This window comes from Pseudomonas bubulae (assembly GCF_037023725.1).
Taxonomy (GTDB): Bacteria; Pseudomonadota; Gammaproteobacteria; order Pseudomonadales; family Pseudomonadaceae; genus Aquipseudomonas; species Aquipseudomonas bubulae.
This window is the reverse complement of record NZ_CP146077.1, coordinates 3,186,340-3,200,006: the sequence shown is the minus strand read 5'-3', so window position 1 is coordinate 3,200,006 and position 13,667 is coordinate 3,186,340. Positions and strand designations below refer to the sequence as shown.

Here is a 13,667-nt window from a genome sequence, read left to right as displayed (position 1 = left end):
GGCCCTCCGCGCTTGAGCGCTGGGGGCCTTTTGCTGTTTTTAACGAATGTGATGCTTGTGCAGTAACCGATAAAACGTCGGCCGCGAAACCCCAAGCACCTTGGCGGCCATGCTCAAATTGTCGCTGTGCCGGTCCAGCACCTCGCACAGTGCCTGGCGTTCGGCGCGGTCCTTGTATTGTTCAAGGGTGTTCATCGTGCCGACCAACAACGGGCGCAACTCCAGGCCCAGATCATGTGCTTCGATCTGCCGCCCTTCGGCCAATACCAGCCCACGACGCACGCGGTTGGCCAGCTCGCGGACATTTCCCGGCCAGCCATGATTGCCCATGGCAATCAACGCCTCGTCACTGAACGTACGCGGGCGACGGCCTGTTTCCAGACTGTAGAAACGGGCAAAGTGACTGGCCAGCATGGCCAGGTCACCATGTCGCTCTCGCAAGGGGGCGGTGGTTAATTGCAACACGTTGAGGCGGTAATACAGGTCTTCACGAAATTGACCGTTGGCGACTGCCGCCTCGAGATCAACATGGGTCGCTGCCAGAATACGAACATCGATGGGGATCGGCTGGTTGCCGCCGACTCTCTCGATGTGTTTTTCCTGCAAAAAACGCAACAGGCTGGCTTGCAATTCCAACGGTAGATCGCCAATTTCATCCAGAAAAAGCGTACCGCCATTCGCGGCCTCAATGCGTCCAACCCTGCGCTGATGGGCGCCGGTGAAGGAGCCCTTTTCGTGGCCGAACAGCTCAGACTGGATCAAGTGGTCGGGAATGGAGCCGCAATTGATTGCAATAAAGGGCTTGCCGTTGCGCTGGGATTGACGGTGCAGTGTGCGGGCGACCAGCTCCTTGCCCGTACCGCTCTCGCCGCGAATCAGGATGGGCGACTGGGTGGGTGCAAATTTGCTAACCGTCATGCGCAGGTCCCGCATCAATCGGCTGTCACCCAGCAGTTCATCTTCCTGTACATCGGACGGGGTTGAAGTTTGCCCTCGCAGGCACGCCATGCCAAAGGCCCGGCCGAGTGTGACTTGGACCCGGGAGACGTCAAAGGGCAAGGTGTGAAAGTCAAAAAACCATTCGCAGACAAAATCCCCCACATTGTTCATTTTCAGTACGTCAGGGGTGAGCGCCGCAATCCACTCGGTACCACTGCGACTGATCATGTCTTTTACCGCTTCGGGACGTTCCAGATGAAAAGGTTGCAGCCTGAACAGGCCAACATCGCAAGAGCGGTCAACAACGGTTGCCAGAGTGCAGCTGTCGACCGCCCAGCCTATGGTTCGCAGACCGGGGAGCAATTCATGACAATCCGCACAGGGATCGACCACCAGCAGACGTCGGGGAGAGGACATTGCAAGCATGACTGTTCCTTGGCGCCAGAAAAACATAAAACAGCATTAAAAACAGTCCCTTGTTCAACTTACGCGTAACCTTAGCAAGCCATTGGGCGCTTTCTGGATCGTTTGTTTATAACCCTAATAGCCAATCAAACTGTACAGCCTCGTTCCAAGAGCAGGGGCGATAGATACACTCACTGAAAATTGATCTGGATCAGTCATATAAAAAAACTTTTAAAAATATGACGAAAGTGTGTGACCTGATGCCCCTCTAAAGTCATCAGTACAAGTAACCAACCGAACGGTAAGCCCAGCCGACGGTTAATCACTTGATGGGCATACTTGAGAGAACACCCTATGAACGCCCCGCTCCGTTTCAACGAAGCTCTTTTGATTGCCGGCCACGCTTTTGAACCTTTTCAATGCGTTGCCTGGGCTGCACAGGATGGTCATGGCGAGTTGAGCCTGACTGTTATCGATCGCACCAATACCCGTATCGGCCGCAAACAGATCCCGCGCAGCGCCTGCGCTGACGCCGCTCAGCTGGAAAGCCTGCTGGCACAAGCCCGCGCCGAGATCAGCAGCGAAGGCTACACCCTGCAGCCTTGGGTCATGCCTGCTTGAGAAGCGGCTGACTGATTTGGGAGCTGGTTGACCAGCTCCCACAAATAATCAGCCATCAATGTGTACATACTCTGCATTCAACTCGGCGGCCATTTGACGCGAGCGGCCCAAACGAAGCGGGCCACGCTCGATATCGATCAACAGTCCCGGGCAGTCAATGGCAGGCAGCGTTGACCACTCTTTCAGTCGGCCATCGGTCAACAGTAAAAAGCGCTGTTGTTCCTCTGGACACTGTTTGCGGCGCCTTTCAAGCCAGTCAGCAACTTCCTGCAAGGCCTCCAGCAAAGGCGTCCCGCCTCCAGCACCCAAGCCCTGCAACCAGTCATTCAAGGCAGCAGACGCCTTGGAGCCGATGACCTGCCACTGCGGCGCCTTTGCGCTGACCGTCATCACCGCCACCCGCACCCGCTGGCGATACGCATCTTCAAACAGTTGGGCCAGCAGCCCCTTGGCGTCACTCAGCGCCTGATGGCGACGGGTTGAAGCAGACGCATCCACCACCACCAGCCAGAGTTCCGGCGCTGCACTTTGCCGGGTTTTCCAGGCCAGATCAGCGTGCAGCCGGGGACGACCGCCGAGCAGGGTTTGCACCCAGTCGATCATCCCGCTGCCGGCGCTGCGGCTTGCGCCTTGCCTGCCCGCAGAGAGCTGACCTGACCGGGGCCTGGCATCCGCCCCCACTGCAGAACGGGGGCGGATGCCTAGGGCTTTTTTGGCCAGCTCGGCACTTCACGGCGCGCGCCCATGGGTTGCACCTGTGCAGGCAGTTCGCCCCACTGGCCCTGCCCCGATTGAGGCGAAGCATTGCTGGCCTGAGGGGGGGACTGCGGTGGTGGTGTTGACGCCTGGCCTTTAGGTTCTCGGCGGCGATGACGCAAGGCAAACTCGGCCACGGCATCAATATCCTCCAGGCTGATGGCCGTGGCCCCGCGCCAGGCGGCATGGGCCCGCGCTGCGCGCAGCCAGACCAGGTCGGCACGCATGCCATCCACCGCGGCGGCAAAACAGCGCTCAGTCACAACAGCCAGAGACTGATCATCCAGAGCGATGCTGCTCAGCCGTTCACGGGCCTGCTGGCAGCGCTCGCGCAAGGTCGTTTGCGCCTCATCCCATTGCGCGCAAAACTTCTGCGGATCAGCGTCAAAGGCCAGGCGCCGGCGGATGATTTCGCTGCGTTCTTCCGGTTGCGGCTGGCCGCTGAGCATCACATTCAGGCCGAAGCGGTCGAGCAACTGCGGGCGCAACTCGCCTTCTTCCGGATTCATGGTACCAATCAGCACGAAACGCGCAGCATGCCGATGGGAGATACCATCACGCTCGACCACATTGGTGCCGCTCGCTGCCACATCCAGCAGCACGTCCACCAGATGATCGGCAAGCAGGTTGACTTCATCGACGTAGAGCACGCCGCCGTCGGCCCTGGCCAGCACCCCCGGGGAGAACTGCGCCTTGCCCTGGCCCAGTACGGCATCCAGGTCGAGGGTACCAACCAGACGCTCTTCGGTTGCGCCCAACGGCAAGGTGACAAACTGGCCGCTGGCAAGCAGGTCGGCCAGACCGCGTGCCAGCGTCGACTTGGCCATGCCGCGCGGGCCTTCGATGAGTACGCCGCCAATTTTCGGGTCAATGGCGGTCAGGCACAGCGCCAGTTTCAATGAGTCCGCGCCGACCACCGCCGATAAAGGGAAATGTGGGGTGTCAGTCATGTTTTCGGGCTCCAGATTTTAGAATAGTGATCGGCCTTAATAGCCCCTCACCCCAGCCCTCTCCCAAAGGGAGAGGGGGCCGATTTTTGGTGAGGTATAAATCCTGAACATCCCCCGATCAGTCCCCTCTCCCTCCGGGAGAGGGTTAGGGTGAGGGTTAGGGTGAGGGTTGCCTGGTTACTCTTCCTCTATATCCAGCAACAGATTCTCCAGCGCCGCTTGATACTCCCCCGGTTCACTCCACAGCCCGCGCTGCTGCGCTTCGAGCATGCGTTCGGTCATGTCGCGCAGGGCATGCGGGTTGTGCTCACGCACAAACTCACGGGTATCCGGGTCCAGCAAATAGGCATCCGCCAGCAATGCATATTGATGATCATCGATCAGGTGCGTGGTTGCATCAAAGGCAAACAGGTTGTCCAGGGTAGCGGCCATTTCAAATGCGCCTTTGTAACCATGGCGTTTGACCCCTTCTATCCATTTCGGGTTGGCCGCACGGGAACGGATGACCCGGTTCAACTCTTCCTTGAGCGTACGGATCTTCGGCAGATCCGGCTGGCTGTGGTCGCCGTGGTAGCTGGCTGCTGCCTCCCCACGCAGGCTCTCTACCGCCGCCAGCATGCCACCCTGAAACTGGTAGTAGTCATTGGAATCGAGCAGGTCATGTTCACGGTTGTCCTGATTTTGTACCACCGCCTGCATCTGCCCCAATCGCTGGGCAAACTGACCGCGGGCCGCCGTGCCTTCATCGGCGCCGCCATAGGCATAACCGCCCCAGTTCAGATACACCTCGGCCAGGTCGTCGCGGCTTTGCCACAAACGCCCATCGATTGCGTTCTGTACCCCGGCACCGTAAGCCCCGGGTTTGGCACCAAACACCCGCCAGCCCGCCTGACGGGCCGCCAGTTCCGGGGCCAGCCCTTCGCGCTCCAGCTGTTCACGCTCGCTGCGCACTTTTGCCGCGAGCGGATTCAGGTCATCAGGTTCGTCCAGCGCCGCCACCGCCTGAACAGCGGCATCGAACAGGCGAATAAGATTGGCAAAGGCATCACGGAAGAACCCGGATACACGCAAGGTCACGTCCACCCGCGGCCGGTCCAGCAGGCTCACCGGGAGGATTTCAAAATCATCCACCCGCTGGCTACCCGTGGCCCACACCGGGCGCACGCCCATCAGCGCCATTGCCTGGGCGATATCATCACCGCCGGTGCGCATGGTCGCAGTGCCCCATACCGACAGGCCGAGCTGACGCAGGTGATCGCCGTGGTCCTGCAAATGACGCTCAAGAATCAGGTTGGCCGACTGAAAACCGATACGCCAGGCCGTGGTGGTGGGCAAGTTGCGTACATCCACGGAAAAGAAATTACGCCCGGTAGGCAGTACGTCCAGGCGCCCGCGGCTCGGTGCACCACTGGGGCCGGCAGGGACAAAACGCCCCGCCAGAGCATCAAGCAGACCCTGCATCTCGGCCGGGCCGCAGGCATCCAGACGCGGTGCAACAACCCCAAGCAACGCCTCAAAAATCCCTCGCACTTCGCTCCATTGCTCGGTGTCGGGCAATTGCAGCGTGCCCGCCAACGCCTGCTCGATCAGCTGCGCAGCATACAGTTCCAGACGTTCGCGGGTATCGCCTGCGGTGCGCCACAGCGCCTCGCTGACTGCTTGCAAAGGCGCGGGGCGACGTGCCGTCCAGGGCTCGGCCAGCGCACAGTCCAGCGGATCAAAACTCAGCCCGAAGGCTTTGGCCAACGCCCGCAGCACGCTTGATTGCGCCCCGCGGCCATCACCGCGGGGGATGCGCAGCAATGCCAGCAAGGTGTCGATGCGCAGACGCCCGGCAGGCGACTCACCAAAAATATGCAGGCCGTCGCGGATTTGCGATTCCTTGAGGTCGCACAGGTAGGTATCCAGCCGTGGCAGCCAGATTGCGGCATCGCTGTCGCTGTCGAGGTGTGCGTCCAGTTGCAGCTCGCGGTCGATATGGGTATCGCGCACCAGCTTGAGAATATCCCGTTGCAACTCCCGCGCCCGGCGCGGATCAAGCAGTTGCGCTTCGTAATACTCGTCGGCCAGCAGCTCCAGGTCGCGTAGAGGGCCATAGGTTTCGGCCCGGGTCAGCGGCGGCATCAAGTGGTCAATAATGACCGCCTGGGTCCGGCGCTTGGCCTGTGCGCCCTCACCCGGATCATTGACGATAAACGGATAGACGTTGGGCATGGGGCCCAAAATAGCATCCGGCCAGCAGTGTTCAGACAGCCCGACGCCCTTGCCCGGCAACCATTCCAGATTGCCATGCTTGCCCACATGCACCACCGCATGGGCGCCGTAGGTGTTGCGCAGCCAGAAATAAAACGCCAGATAAGCATGGGGCGGTACCAGGTCCGGGTCATGGTAGACCGCACTGGCATCTACCTGATATCCCCGCGCCGGTTGAATGCCGACAAAGGTCAGGCCAAAACGCAGCCCGGCAATCATCAGGCGACCGCTGCGAAACATCGGGTCGTGCTGTGGCTCGCCCCAACGCTCAATCACCGCCTGGCGATTGGCTTCTGGAAGACGATTAAACATCGCCTGGTATTCATCCAGCCCAAGGCTTTGATGGCACGGGCGCAGGTCGAGGCTGTCGAGGTCGTTGCTGACACCGCCCAACAGAGCTTGAATCAACGCGGTGCCGGTATCCGGGAGCTCAGCAGCCACCGGGTAGCCTTCGCCCTGCAAGGCGCGCAAAATATTCAGCGCCGCAGCCGGGGTATCCAGCCCTACGCCATTGCCGATACGGCCATCGCGGGTCGGGTAGTTGGCCAGGATCAGGGCGATACGCTTTTGCGGGTTCGGCACACGTGCCAGCTCCACCCAGCGCCGTGCCAGTTCTGCGACAAAATCCATCCGTTCGGGATGCGCTCTGTAACACACCACATCCGACTGACTGCGCTCACTGCGCCACGCCAGGTCCTTGAAGCTGATCGGCCGGCTGATGATCCGCCCGTCCAGTTCCGGCAAGGCAATGTGCATGGCCAGGTCGCGCGGGCCCAGACCCTGCTCGCTGGCTTGCCAGCCGGGCTGGTTGTCCTGGGCACAAATGGCCTGGATCACCGGGATATTGCGGCGAAACGGGCGCAAATGCGGAGCTTCCGGGCTGGACTGGGCAAACCCGGTGGTATTGAGAATGACCCCTGCGCCGACTTCATCGAGCAAGTCCTGTACCACCGCCAGGCAGCCCGGCTCCTTCAGGCTGGCGACCGCAATCGGCAGCGGATTGAGCCCTGCCGCCTGCAGACGCTGGCAGAACACATCGACAAATGCCGTGTTGGCCGCCTGCAAATGCGAGCGATAGAACAAGAGCGCCGCCACCGGTTGGCCCGGCTGCCAGTCGCCTTGCCAGTCCTGCAGTGCAGGGCTGGAATGGGCCGGATGATAAATGGCAGTACGGGGCAAGGTGTGCGGTTCGTCCCAGGCATAGTCGCGACCCAGCCATTGGCTGGCCAGGCAACGATAAAGCTGCAGGGCGTTATGCCGCCCGCCCTGGCGCAAAAAGTGCCAGAGCCGTTCGGCCTGCTCGACGGGCACTGTGCTCAGGGCGCTGAGTTCCGGGTCGGGGCGGTCATCGCCCGGCACCAGAATCAGGGTCACACCGCGTTCAGCCAGTTGCACTAGCCGTTCAATGCCGTAGCGCCAGTAGCCGATGCCACCGTGCAGTGACAACAAAATCACCTTGGCGTGTTGCAGGACCTCATCGACATACAGGTCGACCGAGCCGTGGTTTTGCACCTGCATCGGGTTGGCCAGACGCAGGCTTGGATAATCGTCAGGCAACTGCTGCGCCGCTTCGGCGAGCAGGGCCAGGCTTGAATCACCGCTGCACAGGATCACCAGCTCGGCGGGGGTCTGGCCGAGGTCGGCAATATTGTCGTCCGCTACAAAGCCGCCGGGCTGGGTCCTGAGCAAATGCATGGTTTAGGCGCTCAATGCTGTACGCAGGGTGGACTCGAGCAGGGTCGCGTCCAGGTCCTGGCCGATCAGCACCAGTTTGGTGGTGCGCGCTTCGTCGCTGCACCAGGCGCGATCAAAGTGCTTGTCAAAGCGCGTGCCCACGCCCTGGATCAGCAAGCGCATCGGTTTGCCCGGAATCGCGGCAAAGCCCTTGACCCGCAGAATGCCGTGCTTGACCACCAGTTGGCTCAGAGCATCCATCAGCGCGCGCTCCTCTGCCTGAGGCAGCTCGATAGAGATCGAGTCGAAGGCATCGTGATCGTGGTCGTCGTGGTCATCATCGCCATCGTGATGATGGTCGTGATGGCTGTGGCGGCCATCGATATGGTCTTCCGAACCCGTCTCCAGGCCCAGCAGCACGTCCAGCGGCAAGCGACCGCTGCTGGCTTCGATGATCTTGACCGCCGGTGGCAGTTCTTCAGCCACTTCGGCACGTACACGGGCCAGGTCTTCAGGGCTGATCAAGTCAACCTTGTTGAGAATCACCAGATCGGCACTGGCCAGTTGGTCAGCAAACAGCTCGTGCAGCGGCGACTCGTGGTCCAGGTTAGGGTCGAGCTTGCGCTGGGCATCTACCTGATCCGGGAAGGCCGCGAAAGTGCCAGCCGCCACCGCCGGGCTGTCGACCACGGTAATCACCGCGTCAACTGTGCAGGCGCTGCGGATTTCCGGCCACTGGAAGGCTTGAACCAACGGCTTTGGCAGGGCCAGGCCCGAGGTTTCGATAAGGATATGGTCGATATCGCCACGGCGCGCCACCAGCTCACGCATCACCGGGAAGAATTCTTCCTGCACCGTGCAGCACAGGCAGCCATTGGCCAGTTCATAGACGCGTCCCTTGGCCTCTTCTTCGGTGCAGCCAATAGCGCATTGCTTGAGGATTTCGCCATCGATACCCAGTTCGCCGAATTCGTTGACGATCACTGCAATGCGACGGCCGTTGGCGTTGTCCAGCATATGACGCAGCAAGGTAGTCTTGCCCGAACCGAGAAAGCCGGTAACGATAGTGACGGGGGTTTTGGCCAGTGTTTTCATCGGATGCCCTTTGGCAAAACGGCGGGCATACGGGACGACGGCCGCAAGCAGTGCGCGGTCAGTCTTCGCCACCGGATCACCCCGCCCGGTTGAAGTAAGAATCTGTTACGAGGCAGGTCTCCTGGCTTACGGCTGATACCTACCTTGCGCCTTCCCGCCTGTGAGGCAGTGGCATTGCAAGATCAACGACCGTTTACAGTTGCGGGGGCAGCCGCGGCATACCGCGTTCCCTTCTTAGCTTCGCGCTGCGAAGAACCTCGAACGCGCAAGGCTACGCAGTGCTTTGTAACAGGTCAACACAGATACGTTTAGATACTCGCTCCCACAGGTGCAGTATTCCTGTAGCCGCTCACAAGGTAAGAGGCAGCGACCACAGGTGTTGTAGGCAACTTGTGTTCTAATTGCCGCCTTTTATCAGCCACAGCGCTTCAAGGATCTGCCCATGCCGTCCACTCGCCCAACCCGCGTCCTGATTATTGGCTACGTGTGGCCCGAGCCCCGCTCTTCGGCGGCGGGCGGACACATGATGCAGATCATCGAAAGTTTCTTGCAGCAAGGCTGGCACATCACCTTCAGCAGCCCGGCAGGCATTGGCGAACACAAGGCTGATCTGGCGACATTGGGCATTGATGAAGTCAGTATCGCGCTCAATAACAGCAGCTTCGATACCTTCATCACCGAGCTGGCCCCGGATATCGTGCTGTTCGACCGCTTCATGATGGAAGAGCAGTTCGGCTGGCGCGTGGAGAAGCATTGCCCGCAGGCCCTGCGCGTACTGGAAACCTCCGACCTGCAAAGCCTGCGCGACGCCCGCCAGCAACAGCTCAAGGCGCGCCTCAAACTTGACGCCGACACTGATGATTTCAGCAGCCTGTTCGCCCCGGCACAACGGGAGACCTTCGAGCAGATGGCCGTTACCGATCTGGCGCAACGGGAGATCGCGGCGATTTATCGATGCGACTTGAACCTGATGATTTCCGAATACGAAATCGATCTGCTCGTAGAGCACTTCAAGGTGCCCCGAGCCCTGCTGCACTGGTGCCCGTTGATGGTCGACAGCGTACCTGGGCAGTTCGTACCCTTTGACCAGCGCCAGCATTTCCTGAGCATCGGCAATTTCCGTCATGCCCCCAACTGGGATGCCGTGCTCTGGATGAAAACCGCGATCTGGCCATTGATCCGTCAGCAACTGCCCACGGCGCAATTGCATGTCTATGGTGCTTACACCCCGCCCAAGGCCACTGCGCTGCACAACCCGGCACAGGGTTTTCACGTGCTCAACTGGGCCGAAGATGCGCTTGAGGTGATGAGCAATGCGCGGATCTGCATGGCCCCCCTGCGCTTTGGTGCAGGAATCAAGGGCAAAATCGCCGATGCCATGCTCTGCGGCACGCCCAACGTCACAACTCCCGTAGGCGCCGAAGGCATGCATGGCGACCTGCCGTGGGCAGGTGCCATCGAACAGAGTGCCAGTGCGATTGCTGCCGCTGCGGTGCAGCTGTATCAGAGCCCTGACGCCTGGCATCAGGCCCAGCAGCACGGAACGGCACTACTGGCGCAGCGCTATTTGCAAAGTACCCACGGCCCGGCACTGGTCGAGTGCATCGAAGCCTGCCGCGCCGGCCTGCAACAGCATCGGCGCAACAACTTCACCGGTGCCATGCTGCGCCATCATCAGCATAAAAGTACCCAGTACATGTCGCAGTGGATCGAGGCAAAGAATCGAACGGTTTGACTAGGGCTGTGCCAGTCGCGTCGCCTTGAACATCTCGGCAATCATGATGATGCGGTCTTTTTCGCCCGGTATCTGGACGCTTGCCGACATTGGCGCAAATTGCATGGCGTCGGCACTTTGCGCATTGTCTGGATTGAAATTGACCGTAATTCGGGTTCCATCATCAAACACCGTGCGCTGCAGGCTCCGGTCTGCACTGAGCACCTGAAAATCAACCAGTGCCTGGGTAAAAAGCCGTTGATGCAAGGGCGAAAAAACCTCGTTGTAGGCCGCGATAAAGGGCAAGTCGCGCTCCAGCACGGCGGCATTGAGGTGGTACATGGGCGGCGTCATGTACAACAGCTGCAGCAGTGCCGTGTTCTGCTGCTCATTGGAAAATTTCAACGATGGGTAGGCCCAGTGATGCGTGCTGACCAGACTGTCGTGAAGCACCATTTGGTAAAGCGGCAAGCGGTACTTCCAGGAGCGGACATAAGTTGCCAGTTGCCGTTTGATCGGAACAGTCTTGAAAAACAGTGTTGGCGTCTCCGGGGGCCAGTACTGCCCTACAAAGAAAGGTGACTGTTGATTACCGGACATGTCAGGGTCGGTCCAGTCGAATGGTTGTGTGGCAATGCCGTGGCTGTAGGCAATATTGGCTGCAAACGTAGAAACCGCCCCCTCGCTGCCCGTGACCAGCCCCAACGACTCGCCCGGGTAATCCAGGCGCCGGGCAATCACCCGGGCATTTTCACTTTCACTGGTTTCCCGGCCGGGGGTGTAGTCCGCCTGTGCAGTGACCGCAGCATCGACATCGAGAAAATAGCTGTTGAGCCCGGCAGCACCTGCCACAGCCTTGATGCGCTGGCGCGCATAGTCCTGGGCCTCCCGGGGATTGGCAAAGACGCCAATGCCATTAAACCCCTTGCTCGTAGTACCGCTCGCGTCATGCTGCCCTGCACTGGCCAGGTTCGCGCCCATTTGCGCAGCGGCCCAGGTTTCCGGTTCGGCGGGTGCATGAGCGTCTGCGTAGTTGTCGTACACCGCCACCAGAAACCCGGCTTGCTTAGCCAATGCCACAGCCTGCGGGTGCCAGAATGCATCAAGCCAGTCCTTGGCACCCAGCCAGGCACGGGTGAGCCCGGCTTGTTTGAGCGCGTTGACCGTATCCACAGACAGCCCTCCTCCCCAGCGCTCGGCCGGTAACAGGTAAGGCCCGAAAGCCTCGACCAGCTGAGTTCTGGCTGCCTGCCCCCACAGCACCTCGCCAGCCGGATCATGCCCCCCGTCCAGAGGTTCCTTGGCGGGTACCGCTACAACCTGCCGCATTCCCTGGTTGATGGCACGAACCAGTTGCAGTTGATTGAACGGTGAAACCATTCGTAGCCGTGAGCGCGTACTCGACAAACTCATGTCAAATACGCTGCGGGTTTGCGGATCAAAGCTTGACCATAAATTGGCAGCCAGATGCCCGGGGGTACGGCGCGCCCGGTCAAAAGCCGTGATAAAGCTTGCCCAGTTGAGGACGTCTGTGGCTTTCAGCGGCCCTGCGTCCCAAACATAAATATGGGCTGCACCGCCGAGCAGGGCAGTTTGCGGCACCGCACGAATTTTATCTGTCAGTGAAACGAACTGGCCGCTGCTCTTGAGCCATTTGCGATATAGCCCTGCGCCATATAACGGTTGTGCAGGGCCGGGGGCGATGCTGATCACAAAGGGCGCATCAGGTGCAAGCCGGTTGAAGTCATGCTGCAATTGCGGCACCGCAGTGTTTTTGACTCGCTTGATACTAAACAGGGTGTCGAAGGGCGTTTCTACTATCCAGGTGACCGACAGGTCCTCGTGCAATTGAGTCCAGAACGGCATGCTCAACTCACCCAGCAACTGCCCGCCGGAGTAGCGCTTGACCAGCCAGTTAAGCCAGCCGGGGTCATTGGCCGGTATATAGCTACCCTCGCCAAAAGGAATGGCGTAGGCGCGAATGTCGGTTTGCAGGCGCGGCCAACGCAAGCTTGCAGGGCGGGACGCCTGTATCGAAACGCGCAACCTGTCGTCCTCAACCTTGATGTCGACCCGGTATTGATTCCCCTCCTCGCTAATCGTCCAGCTGTCGGAAGCCAGTTCAGTGACCTCGCTGTCCTGCCTGAATGCACCGCCACTGAGCAACAAGGGCGCTTTGCCGGGCCGTAGCAAGAACACCTCAAGGGTTGCCCGGTTCACATCGAAGGTACCCTGAGCGACAGCAAAACTGGCTCTGCCAGTGGCATTGGCAGGGCCCGGCATCACAAGCCCCCATGCTGCAAAAAGCAGGACACACAAGAACCCACGGTAACAACGCAAACAGGCAAGATGGGCTTTCATAGCTGACTCATGTAAACGACGCAATACAGGAGCCGAACTGTAGGCAGCTGTATCAACTTGACGCCATAATCTAATTCTACAAAACATGTACGAAAAAGACTTCGACGCAACTGCCTATTCACTCAGGCGGGTGCGCCTGCGCAGCAGATACGTGTCCATTATCCAGCCCTTGCTTGCTCGGGCAGTACTGCGGGCCTGCTTGATCTGCTCGCACACTTCGCTCAGTTTGCCCGCGATCAGAATCTCGTCCGCAGTGCCGATATAGGCGCCCCAATAGATATCGACATTTTCATCGACAAAGGCTTCAAAGGCACAATGTGCGTCGAGCATGACCACGACATTATCCAGATCCTCGGCCACCAGCTTGCGTCCGGTGGTGATGCGGATCGGCTGGCCGATAGTGTTGAGCGCAATGCGATGGCGGGCGACAAGGGCCTGCACACTGCTGATACCGGGGATCACCTCATGCTCGAAGTCGCTGCAGCCCCCGGCCCGGACACGGTCGAGAATACGCAAGGTGCTGTCATACAGCCCCGGGTCGCCCCACAACAGAAAAGCCCCGCATTCGCCATCGGCCAGTTGGTCTTCGATCAAGTGGGTAAACACTTCGGCCCGCTGTTGGTGCCAATCCTCGACGCCATCGGTGTAGCACGCCGTTGAGCTGTCACGCTGCGGGTCGTTGACCTGCACCACACGGTAGCCCGGCTCACGGATATAGCGCTGGCAGATCTGCAGGCGCATGCGCACCAGGTCTTCGGTGGCCTGGCCCTTGTCGAGCACAAACAGCACATTGGCGCGATTCAGCGCGTTGATCCCCTGGACGGTGATGTGCTCCGGGTCTCCGGCGCCGATACCGATCAACAACAGTGTTTTCATCCTGTAATACCCTCAAATCTGAC

9 protein-coding genes and 1 riboswitch are annotated in these 13,667 nt (G+C 59.9%); of the genes, 2 read left to right on the top strand and 7 right to left on the bottom strand.

Annotated elements, in window-relative coordinates; genetic code table 11:
• Positions 1-39: 39 nt before the first annotated feature.
• Entirely contained in the window at positions 40-1,365 is a 1,326-nt protein-coding gene (locus tag V6L81_RS14575; protein ID WP_095000289.1) for a sigma-54 dependent transcriptional regulator, read from the bottom strand.
• A gap of 333 nt (positions 1,366-1,698) precedes the next feature.
• Between V6L81_RS14575 and V6L81_RS14570 the strand changes: the two genes are divergently transcribed.
• The gene (locus tag V6L81_RS14570; RefSeq protein ID WP_095000290.1) at positions 1,699-1,965 is read left to right on the top strand and encodes a hypothetical protein; all 267 of its coding nucleotides are present in this window, start codon (positions 1,699-1,701) and stop codon (positions 1,963-1,965) included.
• Positions 1,966-2,013: 48 nt separating this feature from the next.
• On the opposite strand, the gene V6L81_RS14565 is transcribed toward V6L81_RS14570, so the two are convergent.
• The 4 genes from V6L81_RS14565 to cobW all read right to left on the bottom strand — a co-directional run bounded on the left by V6L81_RS14565 (position 2,014) and on the right by cobW (position 8,693).
• Positions 2,014-2,568, bottom strand: a complete 555-nt coding sequence (locus tag V6L81_RS14565; RefSeq protein ID WP_271351153.1) for a VWA domain-containing protein — start codon at positions 2,566-2,568, stop codon at positions 2,014-2,016.
• A gap of 98 nt (positions 2,569-2,666) precedes the next feature.
• On the bottom strand, positions 2,667-3,671 hold the full coding sequence (locus V6L81_RS14560; protein WP_130871506.1) for an ATP-binding protein: 1,005 nt from the start codon (positions 3,669-3,671) through the stop codon (positions 2,667-2,669).
• A 177-nt stretch (positions 3,672-3,848) separates the two neighbouring features.
• Positions 3,849-7,619, bottom strand: coding sequence for a cobaltochelatase subunit CobN (gene cobN, locus V6L81_RS14555; RefSeq protein WP_095000293.1), 3,771 nt, complete (start codon positions 7,617-7,619; stop codon positions 3,849-3,851).
• Positions 7,620-7,622: 3 nt separating this feature from the next.
• Entirely contained in the window at positions 7,623-8,693 is a 1,071-nt protein-coding gene (gene cobW / locus V6L81_RS14550) for a cobalamin biosynthesis protein CobW (RefSeq protein ID WP_315262947.1), read from the bottom strand.
• A 93-nt stretch (positions 8,694-8,786) separates the two neighbouring features.
• Positions 8,787-8,968, bottom strand: a riboswitch (cobalamin riboswitch).
• 167 nt (positions 8,969-9,135) lie between these two features.
• On the opposite strand from cobW, the gene V6L81_RS14545 reads away from it, so the two are divergent.
• Positions 9,136-10,428 (top strand): glycosyltransferase, encoded by a 1,293-nt coding sequence (locus V6L81_RS14545; RefSeq protein ID WP_095024696.1) that lies wholly within the window; start codon positions 9,136-9,138, stop codon positions 10,426-10,428.
• Here the strand turns inward: V6L81_RS14545 and V6L81_RS14540 are convergent, their stop codons facing one another.
• Positions 10,429-12,690: a glycoside hydrolase gene (locus V6L81_RS14540; RefSeq protein ID WP_095038852.1), complete on the bottom strand. Its 2,262-nt coding sequence runs from the start codon at positions 12,688-12,690 to the stop codon at positions 10,429-10,431.
• Positions 12,691-12,882: 192 nt separating this feature from the next.
• Entirely contained in the window at positions 12,883-13,644 is a 762-nt protein-coding gene (gene cobF, locus V6L81_RS14535; protein WP_095038827.1) for a precorrin-6A synthase (deacetylating), read from the bottom strand.
• Positions 13,645-13,667: the final 23 nt, after the last annotated feature.